The sequence below is a fragment of the Stieleria sp. JC731 genome, assembly GCF_020966635.1.
Taxonomy (GTDB): Bacteria; Planctomycetota; Planctomycetia; order Pirellulales; family Pirellulaceae; genus Stieleria.
Genome location: NZ_JAJKFQ010000002.1, coordinates 535969 through 555248 on the forward strand (window position 1 = coordinate 535969; position 19280 = coordinate 555248).

The 19280-nt window shown below is 52.7% G+C and carries 17 protein-coding genes; 10 read left to right on the top strand and 7 right to left on the bottom strand.

The annotated features are described in order from the left end of the window. Positions 1-46: 46 nt before the first annotated feature. The 7 genes from LOC67_RS07660 to LOC67_RS07690 all read right to left on the bottom strand — a co-directional run bounded on the left by LOC67_RS07660 (position 47) and on the right by LOC67_RS07690 (position 7489). Positions 47-700 (bottom strand): protein-tyrosine-phosphatase, encoded by a 654-nt coding sequence (locus LOC67_RS07660; RefSeq protein WP_230261943.1) that lies wholly within the window; start codon positions 698-700, stop codon positions 47-49. Positions 701-717: 17 nt separating this feature from the next. Beyond that, a complete protein-coding gene (gene arsA, locus LOC67_RS07665) occupies positions 718-2532 on the bottom strand; it encodes an arsenical pump-driving ATPase (protein ID WP_230261944.1) in 1815 nt (604 codons plus the stop codon). A 57-nt stretch (positions 2533-2589) separates the two neighbouring features. Then, positions 2590-2958 (bottom strand): arsenite efflux transporter metallochaperone ArsD, encoded by a 369-nt coding sequence (gene arsD / locus LOC67_RS07670; protein WP_230261945.1) that lies wholly within the window; start codon positions 2956-2958, stop codon positions 2590-2592. A gap of 62 nt (positions 2959-3020) precedes the next feature. Continuing rightward, positions 3021-3347 (bottom strand): ArsR/SmtB family transcription factor, encoded by a 327-nt coding sequence (locus tag LOC67_RS07675; RefSeq protein ID WP_230261946.1) that lies wholly within the window; start codon positions 3345-3347, stop codon positions 3021-3023. Between the two features lie 318 nt (positions 3348-3665). Continuing rightward, on the bottom strand, positions 3666-5093 hold the full coding sequence (locus LOC67_RS07680) for an L-serine ammonia-lyase (RefSeq protein ID WP_230261947.1): 1428 nt from the start codon (positions 5091-5093) through the stop codon (positions 3666-3668). Between the two features lie 220 nt (positions 5094-5313). Next, positions 5314-6165, bottom strand: coding sequence for a hypothetical protein (locus LOC67_RS07685; RefSeq protein WP_230261948.1), 852 nt, complete (start codon positions 6163-6165; stop codon positions 5314-5316). Positions 6166-6319: 154 nt separating this feature from the next. Continuing rightward, the gene (locus LOC67_RS07690; protein ID WP_230261949.1) at positions 6320-7489 is read right to left on the bottom strand and encodes a XylR family transcriptional regulator; all 1170 of its coding nucleotides are present in this window, start codon (positions 7487-7489) and stop codon (positions 6320-6322) included. A gap of 241 nt (positions 7490-7730) precedes the next feature. On the opposite strand from LOC67_RS07690, the gene LOC67_RS07695 reads away from it, so the two are divergent. From LOC67_RS07695 to LOC67_RS07740, 10 genes are all read left to right on the top strand, one after another. After that, positions 7731-9692, top strand: coding sequence for a multiheme c-type cytochrome (locus LOC67_RS07695; protein ID WP_230261950.1), 1962 nt, complete (start codon positions 7731-7733; stop codon positions 9690-9692). 191 nt (positions 9693-9883) lie between these two features. Continuing rightward, positions 9884-11086 (top strand): hypothetical protein, encoded by a 1203-nt coding sequence (locus LOC67_RS07700; protein WP_230261951.1) that lies wholly within the window; start codon positions 9884-9886, stop codon positions 11084-11086. Between the two features lie 516 nt (positions 11087-11602). Next, entirely contained in the window at positions 11603-12109 is a 507-nt protein-coding gene (locus LOC67_RS07705; RefSeq protein WP_230261952.1) for a BLUF domain-containing protein, read from the top strand. Positions 12110-12151: 42 nt separating this feature from the next. Then, on the top strand, positions 12152-12730 hold the full coding sequence (locus LOC67_RS07710) for a heme NO-binding domain-containing protein (protein WP_230261953.1): 579 nt from the start codon (positions 12152-12154) through the stop codon (positions 12728-12730). Then, positions 12718-14076: a sensor histidine kinase gene (locus tag LOC67_RS07715; RefSeq protein WP_230261954.1), complete on the top strand. Its 1359-nt coding sequence runs from the start codon at positions 12718-12720 to the stop codon at positions 14074-14076. The genes LOC67_RS07710 and LOC67_RS07715 overlap by 13 nt, the downstream gene beginning before the upstream one ends. Then, positions 14057-15277, top strand: coding sequence for a sensor histidine kinase (locus LOC67_RS07720; protein WP_230261955.1), 1221 nt, complete (start codon positions 14057-14059; stop codon positions 15275-15277). The genes LOC67_RS07715 and LOC67_RS07720 overlap by 20 nt, the downstream gene beginning before the upstream one ends. A 94-nt stretch (positions 15278-15371) precedes the next feature. Further along, the gene (locus tag LOC67_RS07725) at positions 15372-16553 is read left to right on the top strand and encodes a response regulator (protein ID WP_230262612.1); all 1182 of its coding nucleotides are present in this window, start codon (positions 15372-15374) and stop codon (positions 16551-16553) included. Further along, on the top strand, positions 16550-17710 hold the full coding sequence (locus tag LOC67_RS07730) for a response regulator (protein WP_230261956.1): 1161 nt from the start codon (positions 16550-16552) through the stop codon (positions 17708-17710). The genes LOC67_RS07725 and LOC67_RS07730 overlap by 4 nt, the downstream gene beginning before the upstream one ends. 4 nt (positions 17711-17714) lie before the next feature. Further along, entirely contained in the window at positions 17715-18089 is a 375-nt protein-coding gene (locus LOC67_RS07735) for a response regulator (RefSeq protein WP_230261957.1), read from the top strand. Between the two features lie 620 nt (positions 18090-18709). Beyond that, positions 18710-19177 carry an HPP family protein gene (locus LOC67_RS07740; protein ID WP_230261958.1) on the top strand — a complete coding sequence of 156 codons (468 nt, stop codon included), beginning with the start codon at positions 18710-18712 and terminating at the stop codon, positions 19175-19177. The last annotated feature ends 103 nt before the right edge of the window (positions 19178-19280 follow it).

Genomic DNA, 19280 nt, shown 5'->3' on the forward strand with positions numbered 1-19280 from the left:
TTGTGATGGGTAGGCACTGACCGATCGATAATGACACCGGCTTCGCCTAAACAGCTTTCATCACAGCCAACATCTCGCGGCTGATCTGCTTCGAGCGTTCGTCGTAGACGGCTGCCTCTTGCTCGGTACCGTCGGCGACTTTGGGGTCTTCATATCGAATTGGCAACCGAAGCTCACAACCGGGAACGATTGGGCATGCGTCGTCGGCACTCGAACAGGTCATCACAGCGGCGTAGCCGGATTGGGGATTCGGTGTCTGATCGTAGACTTTGGAAAAACACTGCAGCGGAACCGATTGATCCGAATAGCTCACCCGATAAATCGGATTGCTCACCGACACATCGTCAGCTTCGATGACAAATCCTGACCTTCGCAAAGAATCGACCACCCGCTCGTTCATCGCTGTCGCTTCTGTGCCGCCGGAAAATGTCTGTACTCCGAAATGGCCGCAGTAGTCCGCAATGACCTTTGCCCAGATTTGCGAAAAGTGACTACGCCTTGAATTGTGAGTGCAGATAAACGTCAGCTTGGCGGTTCCATTCGCTTCCAAATTCTTACGAATGTAGCCAGCAAGCTGAGACAACTCCTGACGACGCGTGCTGGGGATTTGATCCAGTTCGCTCGCACGCTCTGTGATCCACTGATCGATCGACGTGAAGCAATGAAAGGACGAAGAAGACTCAGACGAGTGGTTGGTCATTGATGAATCCTTGATGTTCACGCTGTTGGTTGCCTAACGGGCATTGCGGTATTCAATAGCTGATGCAGTCCAGCCAATCCGGTTGGCGGAACCGATTGCCAGGGTAATAAAACAGTCCGGCTGGAATGGTTGACCAGGACTTCGTTGATGTAGCTGACCTCGTTTGCTTTCCGACCCACTAAGACAGGGTCGTGCACTGGTAATGGCTGAAGCGATTGGTTGATCACCCATGCATAGGGTTCGATGCTGGCACGTCGCAAATCACTCTGCAGAGCAGCTGCTTCATGGACCGGCGTCGATTCAGGCAGGGTCACCACCAAAATCCGCGTGAACAATGGGTCACGTAATCTGGGCAAAAGCTCCGAGACACTCGGTGGAATATGATTGGCTTGACGAGAAACTTCGCGATGATACGCCATCGCGGCATCGAGCAGCAGCACGGTATGCCCGGTCGGTGCGGTGTCCAAGACAACAATTTGCTCTGAACCTTTTGCGACAGACTCTGCAAACGCTCGAAAGACTGCGATCTCTTGAGTACAAGGTGATCGGAGGTCTTCGTCCAACAAAGCCTTCCCGTGTTCATCAAGATCTTTCGCGGCGAGTTGCAAGACTTCGTTGCGGTACTGCTCGGTCACTTGCTGGGGATCGATTCGACTGACCGTCAAGCCTTCAAGACTCTGCTCGGCGAGGGCCGACCTCACGTGCGCTGCCGGATCAGTCGTTGATAGATGAACCTGCAAGCCGTGCTCCGCCAACGCGATCGCGACCGCAGCAGCGACACTTGTCTTACCAACGCCCCCTTTACCCATCGTCATGATCACGCCGCGACGCTGCGCAGCGAATTGATCGACAAGTGACTGCAGCGACAACAGGCCATCGAACGAGTGAATTTCCGCGTCTCCAAGCGGCGAAGGGTCTACGATGGTTAATCTGTTTTGTTGCGACGAAGACAACTCTTGTCCCATTAAACGCAGCGAGGGAATTCCGAGCACTCCGCTGCTGGCCAGACGCACTGACGTCTGCATCAGTGAACTCAATTCAGCCGGCATCGAATCCATCGCTTGCTCGCAGCGGTGCTGCATTGCAACGGCAACGGAATCGGATTGATCCGATGCTTCAAAGACCCCGTTAATAATTAAATGCTGATTCTCGATCCCTAAATCCTTTAGCTCGCTACTTGTACGGGCCGCTTCCTGCAATGCGGACTTTTCCGGCCGAGTCACCAAGACCAGCGATGTATCCTCAGCCGATGCCAGGCGTTCCTTGGTGGCTTGATAGATGCGTTGTTGTTCCTGCAAACCAGCCAAAGGCCCGATGCATGAGGTACCCGAAGTGTTCGATTCCATGAATCCTGACCATGCCGACGGTAGCGTCAGTAGTCGCAATGTATGGCCGGTCGGCGCCGTATCGAAAACAAGATGATCAAAGTCGCGAGTTTTCTGTTCGTCGCCGAGCAGTTTTGCAAACTCGTCAAAAGCAGCAATTTCCAGGGTACAAGAACCGGCGAACTGCTCCTCCATGCTTTCGATTGCTGCATCGGGCAACACGCCTCGGTACGGCCCCACCATTCGCTCCCGATAGTCGGCAGCCGCTCGCTGAGGATCGATATTCAAAGCCGACAAACCTTCGACACCCTGCACAGGCGTCGGCACACCGGTCAGTTTCGTCCCCAAGACCTCGTCCAAGTTCGATGCCGGATCAGTCGAAACCAATAACACTCGTTTTCCGGATTCTGCCAGTGCCACTGCCGTCGCACATGACAACGATGTCTTTCCGACGCCACCTTTGCCTGTAAAAAAGAGATACCGTGTTGGCTGGTCGATTAAACGCATCGAAGTCTCCCGAATGGTGTCCACAACTTAGCTCGGCAACTGCTCCGCAGGTAAAAATCAGCAGCAGCCTGTTCCGCCACAACACCCACCGTCCGCTGTCGGCAGCGAAGGCTTGGCTGAGAGCTTTGTTCCGGTCCACAACGCCAAGTTGTCACGTGTGGGGTAGTCGCCTCGGCTGACGACCTGACCATCCACAAGCACCAATGGCAAGCAATCCACTCCCTCGCTTTGCATTAATGCCTGAACGGAGGAGTTCGCCATGTACTGTGGAGCATCTTGTGCCAAATTGAATCGATCAACTTGGTGCCCTTCGCGCTGCAGCCATTCAAGATCGGCAGCGAATCGAGGCAAAACGGGATCCACCTGAGGCCCACAAACCCCGGTGCTACAACACATCGCGCGATCAAATACCTGTACGTGACTCATTGTCTTCTCCTTTAAAATCGCCCATCGGCGATTACCGATAAACATTGTTAAAAAAAGGCCTACTACAGTGCAGCGACCAGTTCTTTCAATCTTGCAAATTGCTTTTCGTTGATGCAGTAACAGACTTTAGGCCCATCGACCTCCCCCTGAACCAGACCGGATTCCTTCAGGATTTTTAAATGCTGAGAAACGGTTGATTGGGCGAGTGGCAAGTTTCCGACGATCTCACCGCAAACACACGCATCACGGTCAAGCAACAATTGAACGATCTGAACCCGCGCCGGATGCGCGATGGCCCAAGCCAACTTGGCCAATTCGTCCGCACTGGGATTCGGCTTTAACTTCGCAGGCGATGGGTCACACCGCTTAGCCGATTTCTTCTTTCCCACGTCAAACCACCCTAGCGACAGACACCAGAACAACCTTTCCGACAGACAGCTTATCGTCAATCTACGATTAACGATAGAGCCTTTTATTGCCCGGTCAAGTGTTTATTCGAAAACGAACGCGTTGCTGCTACTCCACAGAGCCAATTCACAGAGCCAATTCACAGGGCCAATTCACAGGGCCAATTCACAGGGCCAATTCACAGGGCCAATTCACAGGGCCAATTCACAGGGCCAATTCACAGGGCCAATTCACAGGGCCAATTCACAGGGCCAATTCACAGGGCAACTCACTCAGCCCTTTCACTGAGGATGTGACTGCTAGCATTCGCTGATATTGACAGCCAAACCTCCACCTGAAGTCTCTTTGTATCGCGAGGACATGTCCGCGCCGGTGCGTTTCATCACTCGGATGACGCGATCGAGTGAGACGAAGTGCTTGCCATCGCTGCGGAGCGCTAAACGGCTGGCGTTGATTGCTTTCACTGCTCCCATCGCGTTGCGTTCGATACAGGGAACTTGTACCAGTCCCTTAATGGGATCACAAGTCAGCCCCAGATTGTGCTCCATTCCAATTTCGGCCGCCTCCTCCACTTGGTGTGGAGTTCCGCCCAAGGCTTCCGCGAGTGCACCGGCAGCCATCGAACAAGCGACGCCGACTTCGCCCTGACAGCCAACCTCGGCACCGGAGATCGAAGCGTTTCGTTTATACAGCGAGCCGATCACGGCAGCGGTCAGCAAAAACCGCTCGATGACTTCGGCGTTCACGTTCCGGCCGAATCGATCCAGATACAGCAACACGGCCGGAACGATTCCGGCGGCACCGTTGGTTGGCGCGGTCACGACCCGACCTCCCGCCGCATTTTCCTCGTTGACCGCGATCGCATAAAGATCGACCCAATCCAGGATTCCCATCGGATCACGGTCGGTTTCCTCGGAACGATTGCGAAGCGAACGATAAAGCGCCGGTGCCCGACGCCGTATGTTTAAACCACCGGGCAAAATGCCGTCGGTATGGCAACCACGCTTCACACAGTCCTGCATCGTTTGCCAAATCTTTTGCAGCCCGGCCGAAATCTCTTCATCGGTCCGGAACATTCGCTCGTTGGCACGTGCTAAGTCACTGAGCGAACATTGGTGCTGGTCAGTCAGTTCCAGCAATTCGCGTCCAGAAGAATAGGGATAGGGAACCTGAACACATTCGGCTTCGCTTGATTCACCGACGGAACCTTCGCGAACGACAAAACCGCCTCCGATCGAATAGTAGGTGCTTTCATAGAATGCGTGCTCTTGATCGCCATCACCGAACGCTTGAATTGTCATCGCATTGGGATGGGCATCCAAGGTCACTCGGCGGTTGAGGATCAAGTCATTTTCTTCATGGAACGGGATGGTCACTTTTCCATCCAAGTCGATCCTTTGATTTTCTCGGATCGCAGCCAACTTGTTCGGAACGGTTTCCGTGTCGATCAGATCTGGCTTTTCGCCAAGCAACCCCATCAAGACTGCGGTGTCGGTCGCGTGTCCGATACCGGTTAACGCCAGGGAACCAAATAGCTCGACACGAATTCGACGCACCGATTCAAGCTGCCCCGCGGTGGACAACTCACGCATAAACATTTCCGCCGCCCGCATCGGGCCGACCGAATGGGAGCTGGACGGTCCGATTCCAATCTTGAATAAATCGAAAACGCCAACGTAGGCTTCCTGCTCGGTCGTTGCGGCGGCAGAACTGGAATCGAGTGACATGCAAATGCTCTGGTGAATCGGCGGTGTTTGGCAGCACGGGAAGCAATACGCTACGCGTCATTTAAACATACCGCCCAATCCGCCAAAGCCGGATTCCGGCTAAGGTGCTCGGAAGATCCGCAAACAGAGCTTATAGGAACACAAGGCTTGTAGAAGCACTAGCTTTTTGGAGCACCAACGGGACCGCTCGCATCACGCGTTCAGCAAGTCGCCGGATCGACTACTTGAGCGAATCGATGTCTTGGATATCCCCGGTGTATGGCAAAGACCATTCTTTTGTGACTTCGTGCATCGATGGCTTTGTCCACACCACCTTGCCATCCATTCGGGCGGTTGGTGAAGCACCACACAACCGAGCCAGCCCGAAACGCCAGCGTCCTTCGTACGATTCGATGAACAACAGAACCTCAGGGTTAGTTCCATTCGAAAACGCGAACACAGCCCCTTCGCTGTCTGGCTTGTCTTCAATTTTGTACGAAACCACGGGGTTAGGCAGCATCCGTAAAACGTAGTCCTCCCCTTCCATGAATTCAGAAGCGGAAAAACGACTGGCCAATTGCTTCATCTGCCGTCGACGCAGAATCGCAGAACGGTGAACCGGCGTTTCCACCACAAGGTCTTGGATCTGCATCTCCGATTGTCTTGGCGTCCAAATCCATCCCGGCCCCGCCTGCACACGAAGCTTCTGATCTGTCAAACAGAGAAACTCGTAGTGAAGTTTGACTTCACCCTGTGCATTCGTCGTCAATTCCATTGCAACGATCGCTTGGGGCCGGCCTTTGCCAAGACTCCAAACCGTACCATCGACCGTTTGGCGAGTCGCATCACCGAAACGGAGAATCGGTTGCGTGTTGAATTCGACTTCGGAAACTTTGCCGGCTTGATTCGATGTCGCGTGCATTCGCTCCATCGCGGTCCGCATCACACCCATTCGGCCACCAGAATCATTTTCGATGGGCTGAGCATTCGCTTGAACTCCACCGACAATAATTCCACACGCAACTGATACGGTGTACAAAACGATTGAAGACACTCTCGCTCTTGGCGAGGTCAACGACGGGACTTTCGTCATCAGCTTTTCTTTCCGGGTTCGACGCTGCGGTGGTCGGATAGCACAAACACGATCCGACGACCAGAATAAGACACAACGTCTAACAAGGCAAGTTTTTTGCCAATATGGGGACGCTGATAATCATACGAACACAAAGAATTCATCCGGAAAGATATTAAGAATTCGCGCTCGCCCCTTGGATCTGATTGCGATATTCCGTTGGTGTCATCCCCATACTGCGTTTGAATGCGACCGTAAGATACTCGGGATGCTCGTACCCAGTTCGACTTGCGATATCCGTAATGCGATCATCCGTTTCCGCTAGCAATTGTTTGATTCGCTGTAGGCGAATTCGGTTCAATTCTTCATGCGGTGTATGCCCGACAACCTTTGTGAACCGATGCTCGAGTGCTCGTCGTGAAATGGAACATTGCCGCATGATGTCTGCCACACGAATGTTTTCCAGTGCGTGACGACGAATGAAAATTAATGCCTTTGCGACGTCTTGGTCTTCGATCGCGATTGTGTCGGTTGATTGACGAATCTGGATCCCTTTGGGCTGAGTGATCAATCGTGCGTTGCGATCAACAGGCTCGCCATCCATCATCTTTTCCAGCAACTCAGCCGCTTCGAATCCTGTCGCATAGGTATCTGGAATCACACTGGTCAACTGTGGGTCGCAGAGATTGCAAATCAGTGAATCATTGTCACAGCCAAGAACCGCAATTTCCTCCGGAACACCAATGGAGCTCGTTCGGCAAACGTCAAGCAACAGCTGACCTTGGTAGTCATTGCAGCCCATGATCGCGATCGGCTTTGGCAGTATTTGAAGCCAGTCCGCCAACGATTTCCGAACTTTGTCCCATTTGTATTTCGCGTCGTAGCGATGAGTGACTTGGTATTCGAAATAGTTGCAGTCGGCCTCTTCGGTGAACCGACGAAAATGATCACGACGTGAATTTGACCAGGCGAATCCAGGATCGCCGCAATACGCCAGGTTCACAAAGCCACGATCAAGAAAATGCTCGACTACCAGTCGGCTGATCGCGCGGTCGTCGGTATCGGCCCAGGGTATTCCCGGCAAATGCCTCGCCGCACTTAGGTCGACAATGGGCAGTTGCAGCTGTTGCAATTGCAAACCGATCTGATCAGTCTCGATCCGTGCAATGATTCCATCTCCCTGCCACTCTTTCAGCCATGCGGGTGGCAGTGCACCGCGTTCTTGTTCATTCAACTGAATGGACCAGTTGCCACGAGTCCGCGCGAAACCACAGATTCCATCCAACAGTCCACGACAGTACCCGTTGGATGTTTCGATCAATAATGCGACGGAACGGCGACTCATTTAAAAAGCACAAAGACAAGGTAGAAAACGGAGCAAGTAGTTCAGTGTAGCAGCTCGTAGAAAGGCTCGAAAATCCAGAATCTTTCGACAGCCAATGATTTCGTTTCGGCCGTGGACGGGAATGAACCCGACTGCTTTACGCCAATCGAAAATGCAGACGATTCATTCGTGGCGATTGCTAGGTTAAACTGCTTTGCCGCATGCGTAGACCGACTGTTTCACAACCAATGCCAATTCATCAATGAATTCGAGCGTTCTGATTGTTTCCGCCCTGATTAGCATTCTGGTCGGTGCATTTGCATTCCGAATCACACGTTCAATCTGGAGCAGTATCGCGATCCCATTGATTGTAGTGGGGGCAGTCTGGTTTGTACTTCCCAAGGAAGAGCCCGCATGGACGGAAGCGAATACGGATAAACCACTGACCGCGCAAACCCGGCCTACAAAGCTAGCCGAACTGGAATCGTTTCGCCCTATTGAGGTCCCCTCGCACGGATATGTCGGATCCGACGCATGCAAGGAGTGCCATCAAGATAATCATGCCAGCTGGTTTGCGTCCTATCATCGCACGATGACTCAGCTGCCCACGGATAAAACTGTCGAAGGTGACTTCGATGACGTGTTAGTGACCTATCAGGGGCAAGACTTTCGCTTGGACCGGCACGGTGAACTTTACACAGTTGACATGCCCGACCTTGGCAGCCCGGTTGCTGATGCACGGTTGAAATCATCCATCGTCCTTTGTACCGGATCGCACCACATGCAACTGTACTGGTACGCCACCGGTGTAGGTCGCATGCTGGCGTTGTTTCCGCTGGCACATGACAAGGAAACCGGCGAATGGATTCCTCGTGACGCGGCGTTTTTGCGTCCACGACCGATCGGGTCTCATGAAACAGGACGCTGGAACGAAACATGCAGCAAATGCCATTCGACGCACCGCAAAGGTCGTCAATTGCCGCAACAAGGTTGGGACACCCACGTTGGCGAGTTTGGTATCTCATGTGAAGCTTGCCACGGCCCCGGATCGGACCACATTCGATACCACAAAAATCCGCGGCAGTTTGATCGACAAACCGATACGATCGTCAATCCGGTTTCGTTGCCTAAGGAGCGATCTGTCGAAGTCTGCGGCCAGTGCCACTCGATCTTCCTGACCCCAAGAAGCACCCATGGCAACCAGAGTGGCAATGGGTATCGTCCCGGGAAAGTTCTGACGGATTCGCATCTCGTTGTGCGACGTGATTCGCCCGAGTACGCGGAACAGCAAAAGGCAATGAACTACGCAACGCTCGATCAGTTGCTTGACGAGTCTTACTACGAAGACGGGATGGTTCGCGTTTCAGGACGCGAGTACAACGCTGTCACCGATTCCGCGTGTTACCAACGTGGTGAGATGACCTGTTTTTCCTGCCACCAACTTCATCAGGCGAAATCTGACACGAGGACGCTTGGTGATTGGGCAAACGATCAACTTCATCCCGATGCACTCGACAACACCGCGTGCTTGAACTGTCATCAACAAAGTGACTATGGCAGTGCCCACACGCATCACTTGCCGGGCTCGAGCGGTTCGCAGTGCTACAACTGCCACATGCCACACACCACCTATGGTTTGCTTAAAGGCATCCGCAGTCACACGATTAGCAGCCCCGACGTTGGCCGCGATCGAGATGCAAACCGTCCCAATGCATGTAATCAATGTCACTTGGACAAAACATTGCAATGGTCTGCTGAGCACTTGCATCGCTGGTACGACATCGCCGCTCCGATGCTTGAACCACGCGAAAAAGACGTGGCCGCATCGCTGCTGTGGCTGCTCAATGGAAATGCGGCGAATCGAGCATTGGCGGCTTGGACGATGGGTTGGGACCAAGCACTACAAGCATCGGGGAATCGTTGGCAGGCTCCGCTGTTGGCCGAATTGCTAAACGACGACTACCAAGCGATTCGCTACATCGCGCGTCGATCACTACGATCCCTGCCGGGTTTCACGAACATGAAACTGGACGTCGTGATGCAAAGCACCGATGAAACGCGTAGTGATGCGATCGAAACCATTCGACAACATTGGCTCAAGAATCTAACACCTGAGAACATGGATCGCCCGGAGCTTTTGCTCAGCCCTGCGGCGATCAATCTTGATCGGCTCCGGTCGCTGTACCAGCAGCGTGACCAGACCCCCATGTCGATTGCCGAATAGACAATGACCGAAAAGATGATCGCACGCAGACCTAGACTTGGTCCATCCGATAGGCGGGATTTTCATTAACAGAGGCCCCGTGTATCGTTGCCGACTCTAACGATCGTACCGGGTAGGTATTAGGTGACAGGGGATGGACCGCCAATCAAATTTCTGATCGCCGACGTCGATACGATCAAAGCTCTTGATTCATGCTCCCTCTCGCCTTTGCAGGAACACCGATGCCTTTCTTGCGTGGAAGTCTTGGTTTTCAACGATTTAGCGTCTCCGGTTTCGAAGACAACACCTTCGGTGAAGAGCAAATCGAATTGCTGAGCAACAACGCGGCCGGGCGATTTGAGACAGCTTCCGCCGATAACGTGTCGGTCGGATTTCTCGGTGGCGACCACTTGTTTGATACCCATTTCGATTTGGGAAAAAATCTCATCAACAACGCTGTCCACTGCAGCGTTCGTATCGACACAAATCAGATCCCTTCGTCGATCAAGGCCGCTTGGTTGCAAATGGAACTGGCCGGACTGGCCAAAGACAGCGAAACCGGTGTGGTGACCAAGGCACAACGCAAAGAGGCCAAAGAGGCCGTCGAAGCTCGCTGTGACCAAGAAGCCGCAACTGGAAAGTATCGAAAGATGCAAACGTTCTCGTTGTTATGGGATCTCGATCAACAGCTTCTTTATTTCGGCGGCTCGGTCGGCAACGCCGCAAGATTGTGCATTGACTTGCTGGAACGGGTCTTCGGAATTGAACTACGTCACCTCGGCGCAGGTGCGATCGCCAATCAATGGGCGATCGCCAACAAGGTCTATGGCGACGTTGATGATTTACAACCGATCAGCTTTGTCAGTGATCTGATTGCCGGAGACCACAATTGGTCCAACGAACATTCGCAACAACCCGACTTCCTTGGGAATGAATTCCTTGTCTGGCTGTGGTGGAAATTGGAAACCGACACGGATACATTCGCGCTTGTCGACGAAACCGAAGTCACCGTGATGCTTGCCAAGACGCTAAGCCTTGAATGTCCTTACGGCGAGTCAGGCAAAGAGACCATTTCTGCAGAATGCCCAATCAAGCTTCCCGAAGCGATGAAGGCAATTCAATCTGGAAAGTTACCACGTAAGGCTGGCATGACGGTCATCCGTGAAGGTCGACAATTCGATCTCGCGCTGCAAGCCGAATCGTTCGGGATCAGTGGGGCCAAGATTCATCTCGAAGATGATGAGGAATTTGACGATGACGACCGCATCGATGCGATCCGTCTGCTAACGGACACCACCGACCTGATGCTGCAAACTTACGTTGAACGTCGCATCGCCGATGACTGGCAACAGGAACATCAAGCGATCCGACAATGGTTGACCGGCAAAACCAAGCAGCGAAAAAATGCCGCATAGCCAAACCGCAAGCGAAATATAGAAACAAAGAAGTTTGCTCGCTCATCGTGGGAATCGCCACCGCACCTACCAAATAGTGCGACGGACTTCTACACTGCAGATCGAAACTTTGAAACGCCAAGCCGTTAGCTCACCGCAGTGCTAGCTTCGTGTAACCTTGCCTTACCATCGCAACGACAGCGAATCTCTATTTGCTGTCCTCAGCATTCAAAATGGCGGGATCGCCCCCACGGGTTGTTTACTAAAAGCCTCAAACGAGACGCTTTCGTCGATCTCACCGCCGTGATGATCTGACACTTCTTTATTAGTCAAGCAAGGCTTGATTTCTATCCGGCCATGCTGGGAAAACGGACCAAGCGATTTGTTCCATACCATGTGATCTCTTTATCCGACGCTCACGATAAGAGCCCCATTTTCGGAGTCCACTGTCGCTAATCGGGTTGGGATTGAGACCGAATTGGACAGCATGGGATCCAGATCTACCCCAAGTTAACGTTTGGGCGGGCAAGGTCAGCTTTGCCCATTCATTCCTGGGGAGATCCTTCAATGGCGGGTGGTCCTGAACCAGAGCTATGTCAGCTCATCTATGTAAGTGCGGCGGCGGTCAAATTCACTGACAACGACCTGGAGAAGCTACTGCAACAGGCACGGCACACCAATCACGTATTGGACATTACCGGTGTGTTGCTGTTTGTTGATAAAACGTTTTTCCAAGTCCTCGAAGGAGAACCGAAAAACGTTCGAGCGCTCTATGAGAAGATTGCTTCGGATCCGCGTCACAACAACACTTTGGTTTTATCCGAAGAGAGTGTTGGCGAACGCAACTTCGGTGAATGGAGCATGGGGTTCCTTCGCGACAAAGCCTCGATTGAACAGTTGCCTGGCTTCGTCGACTTCTTTACTGATCGCTCCGACGATTCGGGCTTCATCAAGCTGAGCGGAGATTCACAACGTATCTCGCACGTCATCGAAGGGTTTCGTCGCGGCCGATGGCGTCGCACTAATGAAACCGCGTCTTCTTAGACTCATTCGATCGTCGTCAGCGTCTTTGGTAGGGGGGCAGCAATGAAGGGAATTGTGTTTACCGAACTGATCGAAATGGTCGAAGCCGAACTCGGATTGGAGATCGCCGACAAGATGATCAGCCAAGCCGAAACAAGCAATGCCGGTGCTTACACCGCCGTCGGAACTTATGACCATTTAGAACTGATCAGCCTTGTCGTTTCACTTTCAAAAACCACGGACGTACCTGTTCCAGATTTGGTCCATCGGTTCGGCCGCTATTTGTTCGGACGATTTACTGAACTCTATCCGCAGTTCTTTGAATCAGCGAATTCCACATTTGAATTCCTTCCGCAGATCGAGAGTTTTATCCATGTTGAAGTTCGAAAGCTGTATCCGGATGCGGAGTTACCGCACTTCCAATGCACTCAATCGGAACACGTTTTGGAGCTGACATATTTTTCAAATCGTCCGTTCGCAGATCTCGCAGAGGGCTTGATCGCAGCATGCATCGATCACTTCGGTGGCGGCATCACAACAGAGCGAACGGATTTGGGAGAGAGGAATGGTACGGAAGCAAGATTTGTCTTGACGCAATCCACAGTTACCGCCCCGAGAGCAACTCAGACGTGTCTGAATTAGATTTGCTAAAAAGAAAACTAGAGCGGGAAATTGCCGCTCGAAAGTCTGCCGAATCACTATTGGAAGCGAAATCGCTTGAGCTCTATGAAACCAACCAACAGCTTCGTGCGTTGGCTGACCATACAAGAGCGATTGTCGAAACCGCGGCCGAAGGAATCATTACCTATGGCGACAGCGGAGCGATAAAAACGTTTAACCGATCGGCACATCGAATCTTCGGTGTGGAAAATGCGATCGGTCAAGACGTCCGTGATTTGTTCGAGCTGACTGAAGAACAGATGCGACGCTTGTTTGGCGAAGACGTCGACGGCGCGTTGATGGACCCCGAATCCGAGATCGTCTACCAGCTGGAATCGCTGGAGCTGAGCGGCCTGCGCCGAGGCGTGCAGTTCCTGTGCGAGGTGGCCCTAAGTCGCGCCATGGTCGTCGAATCCCCAATGTTTATTGCGGTGGTTCGTGACCTAACCAAGAAGAAACAAATTGAAGCGAGACTAAGCCAAGTCCGCAATATGGAATCGGTCGGCCAGCTAGCAGCAGGCGTTGCTCATGAAATCAACACACCGATTCAATTCATTGGCAACAACATCGAATTCCTACAAGGTGCTTTCGATGACATCGGCTCGCTATTAGATCTGTACAACGGCTTGCAGGTGGCGATGGAAAAGAGCGAATCATCCAGTGAAATCCTGCATCAGATCAAGAAACAGATCGAGCTGTCAGACCTCGAATTTCTTCGCAAGGAGTTTCCACTCGCCATATCGCAATCGCTCGAAGGCATCGATCGCGTCGCGACCATTGTCCGCGCGATGAAGGACTTTTCGACACCATCGACGGCGACACGCGCCGCGATTGACGTCAACAAATCCATTCGAACGGCACTGGCGATCAGTGCGAACCAATTCCGCGATGTGGCCGAGATCCGGACCAACCTCGATGAGACCCTTCCCACGATGATCGGGATCGGTGGCCAATTCAACCAAGCCATCTTGAACATCTTGACCAATGCTGCCGAAGCGATGGCAATCCATCAGAAAACCGGTGAAGGACTGCTCGAGGTGGAAACTAGGCATACGGATGACGACATCGAAATTCGATTCCACGACAACGGCTGCGGAATACCATCGGATGTCAGAGCCCGTATCTTCGATCCATTTTTCACGACCAAAGAAGTGGGAAAAGGAATCGGCCAAGGACTGGCCTTCGTCTACGACGTGATCGTCAATAAACATGCCGGAACCGTTTCAGCGCAGTCTCGAAACGGTGGAGGCACAACCGTATTGGTCACCCTACCCACTGCAATCTGTGAAGACCACTTTAGGCGGGAGCATGAAAGTACTCTTAGTTGATCCGAACGACTCCAGACGTCGCAAATGGAGGCAAAGACTGGAGAAGGCGAACGCGAAAGTGATCGCGATGGCAAACCTGCCATCACTTTCGATCACCGCTCGCTTTACCATGGGCTTCCTTGCTTGGCCACTGAACACTAGCAAACCCGAAGAATGGATTAAGCAATCCAAATCGAAATGCGGGACGCTTGTAGGCATCTTTGGTCGCAATGTCGATTCCGCTGGCACCGCTTACGCGGCCGGCTTGGATGATTACCTGTCAATCAATTGCACTGACAGCGAACTGTTCGCCAAGATGGCGCGAGCGGATCAGTTGGAATTGACGCAGCAGCGACTTTCGCAAGCACAAAAGCTTGAAGCGATCGGCGAGCTGGCTTCGGGAATCGCACACGAGATCAATACGCCGATTCAATACGTCGGTGACAACACTCGATTCGTGGAATCGGCGTTTGAGGATCTCGTCGAAATCCTAAAAGCCTGCCAGTCACTGATCGGGATCGAAGACGCCGGTGAGATGCAATCGACGATTGACCAACTCAAAGCGGCGATGGACGAAGCGGACGTCGAATACCTACTTGACGAAATCCCATCAGCGATTGGCCAAACCCTTGAAGGCGTCGACCGAGTCGCCAACATCGTTCGGGCAATGAAAGAGTTTGCCCATCCCGGTGTCAGCGAGATGACCCAGGTTGACCTGACCCAGGCAATCGAAAACACAATCATGGTGGCTCGCAATGAATGGAAATACGTCGCGGATATCGAAACGATCTTTGACCCGAACCTGCCGGCGGTCCCTTGCCTTCCTGGCGAACTGAACCAAGTCCTATTGAATTTAATCATCAACGCCGCACATGCGGTCGCGGACAAGGTCGGTGAATCTTCTGACCAGAAAGGCAAGATCGTCGTCAGCACGAAGCACAGCCCACCGTGCGCAGAAATTTCGATCAAAGACAGTGGAAGTGGTATCGCGCGTGAAAACCTCGAACGCATTTTCGCACCGTTCTTTACAACCAAGCCGGTGGGCAAAGGAACCGGGCAAGGCCTCGCCATCGCCCACTCGGTGATCGTGGACCGTCACGGCGGAACCATTGATGTTGATAGCCAAATCGGAAAGGGAACGGCGTTTATTATCCGCTTACCGTTGGACCAGTCCTCAACAGAATCGACAGACCGCTCACGCCAGCTAGCTCAGACGGAATAGCTGTCGTATTCCAGCACTCAGTCAACCGGCCCATGTGAATGCCAACCCAGTCCAACCCAACGAATACCATTGAGGAACTTTACTCGTGAGCAAAATGCAAGTCTTGTTCGTCGATGACGAACCCAACGTCCTATCCGGCTTACGACGGATGCTTCGCCACCAGCGTTCCGCCTGGGATATGTATTTCGTCAACGGTGGTGAAACGGCGCTGAAGTGGTTAACGGAAAACCCGTGTGACGTGATCGTTACCGACATGCGTATGCCGGGCATCGATGGGGCGGAATTGCTGCGACGGGTTTCGGAACTGTATCCCAACACCGTCCGGTTAGTACTCAGCGGCCAATCGGAACACGAAAAGATCCTTCGAGCGGTTGGCCCGGCACATCAGTTCATGTCGAAACCCTGCGATCCGCAAGTTTTGGTCAACACGATCGAACGCGCTTGTGGCCTTCATAGCCAACTACGTGATGAGAAGCTCAAGGGATTGATCTCTCAACTGACAACACTACCGAGCCTTCCAAAGATTTATTTCGAGTTGGTCAAAGACCTAGAGTCAGACGACACATCGGTGGAACGGATTGGAAAAAAGATCGGCTCGGATGTGGCGATGACGGCGAAGGTTTTACAGCTCGTCAACTCATCGTTTTTCGGTCTACCACAACGAGTCTCCTGCCCGGAGCACGCTGTATCGCTATTGGGATTGAACGTCATCCGTCCCTTGGTGCTAACCGCAAAAGCATTTTCACAATACGAAGACTTGCGGGTCAGAGGCTTCGCCTTACAAGAAATGATTGACCATTCGGTTTCGGTGGCAATGCTCTCCAAACGGATCGCCGAATCGGAAAGTTCCGACCCGCATTTGGTCGACGATGCGTTCATCGCGGGCATGGTCCATGACGTTGGAAAACTTGTACTGGCGCACAACCTGAAAGACGACTACAGCGAAGTGATCGACACCGCTGCCAAATCAGGAATTCCTATCCATATTGTCGAACAGCAAGCGTTCAATGCGTCACATGCCGAAGTAGGTGCCCACCTCCTTGGCCTCTGGGGACTTCCCCATCCGATCGTCGAAGCCGTCGCGTTTCATCACCGCCCCTCGGATGCTCAAAACACTTCATTCTCGCCATTGACCGCGGTGCACTTGGCTGACTGCCTGAACCATCCGTACGACGAGAATGAAACAGCGATTGATCACGACTACATCCAATCGCTCGGATTGACAGAGAAACTGGAAAAGTTCGCCAACATGTCCGCAGGAGAAGTGTTGCAGTGACCGAAAGAATCCTACTTGTCGATGACGAGCCTAACATCTTGCAGGGTTTCAAACGGCAGCTTCGCAAAGACTACGACGTCGAGCTCGCAGTTGGCGGGATCGAGGCCCTCAAGACGCTGAAAAATGACGGGCCGTTCGCAATCGTTGTTTCCGACATGCAGATGCCGGAAATGACGGGTGCGGAATTGCTGAGCAAGATCAAAGACCTGTACCCCAATACGGTCCGGGTTATGCTGACCGGCAATGCCGACCAGAACACAGCTGCGATCGCGGTGAATGAAGGTCGAATTTTTCGGTTCCTCAACAAGCCGTGTCCGCCAGACCAATTGGCCAAGACCCTTGATGCGGGACTGGAACACTATCGCCTCATTACGGCTGAAGCTGAGCTTCTGAACAAGACGCTTGCCGGCAGCGTCAGGATGTTGACTCAGGTCTTGTCGATGACCATGCCTGACTTGTTCGGACTGACGCATCAAGCGAGACACTGGGCGAAGATGATCGCACCAAGGTTGGGTGTCGGGCCTGTTTGGCAAGTGGAAATTGCAGCCATGCTGATGCATGTCGGCTTTGTCGCGCTGCCTCGTGAGGCGATTGTGGCGTACTTGAAGGGTGGAACGATCCCACAGAACTTCCAGTCTCTTATCGCTAACACACCACAATTGGGTTGCGACTTGGTCTCCGCTGTGCCACGGCTTGAGACGGTTGCCGAAATCATTCGCCAACAACATGGGCCGGCTGCTGATCCGACACCCTTGGCATCGCGAATCCTTCATGCGATCGCTGACTACCAGCGGTTCGTACGAACCGACTCGTCACGCGATGTACTGGAGAAAATGAAGGGACTGAAGGAATATGACCAGTACGTCATTCAGGCACTGGGCAAAGTGATCTGCGAAACCCGCGGACGCCAAGCGGTCGGTATCAACCAACTTAAAGACGGCATGATTCTTCATGCCGGAATCCAAGACAATAGCGGACGGTTGCTGCTGGCTGCTGGAATGGAAGTCCACCAGGCAATGATTCAAAAACTGACGATCCTTTCCCAATCAGCAACCGGCGTCCGTGAACCGATCGAAGTCCAATCTGATGAACCCGTTGATTCGGACACGACCGAATCAACCGTCGAAGTCTCGCACCTAATTTTTGAAGGGGTCTAGAACAATGGCTTCTGTACTTTTAGTTGATGACGACAGCTACCTTCTAAGCGGCCTTCGTCGAAGCTTGCGCGAACAACCCTATGAATTGTTCACAGCGAACTCGACAGAAACCGCCATCCAAATGTTCCAACGTCAACCCTTTGATGTCGTTGTGGTTGACCAAAACATGGGTGGCCGATTGGGAACGGAGCTGATCGCTTGGGTCTCCAGTCACTTCCCTGACACAGTGCGAATCATGTTGACCGGAGCCACTGACATGTGGGTCGCACAAGAAGCCGTCAACAATGGTGGCGTCTTCCGGTTCATGACAAAGCCTTGCTTACCGCTGGACCTAGCTCTCGCTATCCACGAAGGCCTGGAAGCACAATCAAAAGTCTAGACCGTATTCGTCAAAACGCGGGTTTAGGGAACCCAGCGTCAACATCGCTCGGTCCCAAGAGCGGCTCGAACCGCTCTCCGAACCCTAACCCGAAAGGACTTTCCCTTGTCTTCATTAGTGTTCAATTAGTGAAGATTAGTGGCTGGGAATTGAGAAACACTAATCGAACATTGATTAGAGCCGCTTCGTGCAGGCCTTTCGATTCGGCGGATAGGATTTCAAAGCGGCCGTTGACTTTTTCAACTGACTCAAATGCTTGACGGCATGAACGCAGGATTTTGCAATTGACGACCTGCTCCCTAGTTGCCTGAGGTGAACTACGCCGCGGGCAGTTTTGCGACCATCTGACACGAACACAAAACCATTCTGTCACACAGGACGTGCCGTCACGGCACACAACTTGGCAGTGCTCTAATCTGCGATCTTAAATGACGTGACAGTCAGTCGCATCTGATCGCGAGCGTGTACCTTTGATGTAGACTAAGCCCGATGCGAACAACTGCGATCAAACGATAATCGCGAGCGATTCGCCTAGCGTTGATTGTTCTTTAAACGCTATGACTGATGGCAGCTTGGTTGGCACCTTATCTGAAGTGTTCTCACATCAAAGGAGCTTGAAAATGAACACCAAGTTAAAAGTCAAAGACTTGATGGCACGAAGTGTTGTCGCCATCGACTTCGATGCAACGGTCCACTCTGCGTTGGACATCATGATGGCAGACCGTCTTTCCTGCCTCCCGGTTGTCGCAGGTAATGGCAAGTGCATCGGCGTTTTAGCTCTACCCGACCTGATGCCGATCGCTAGCGAATCGGATCACCTGCTTGGCGAAGCCAGTGATGGAGTCATGGACCGCCTCTGGGTCGTTGACATCATGCGCGAACGCTTCGGAAGCGATCAAGTTAGCGAATTCATGAGCGACAATCCGGTCCTTATTGATGAATGGTCATCAGTTACCGAAGCCGCCGAACGGATGCTCAACAATGGCATCCACCACCTACCAGTGGTCAATGGCGATGAAGAGCTGATCGGAATCATCTCGTCAATGGACCTTCTTCGTGCGATCGTCACCGCTGGCGCACAGGCTTAGCTGTGTGTTCAGACGGTGAATCCGGCGTAACGGGCTCGCTCAAAATATGGGTCACTGGGCCCAAACGACCTATTCTTCTAGCGAAAGCAGTGTGTCGCAAAAC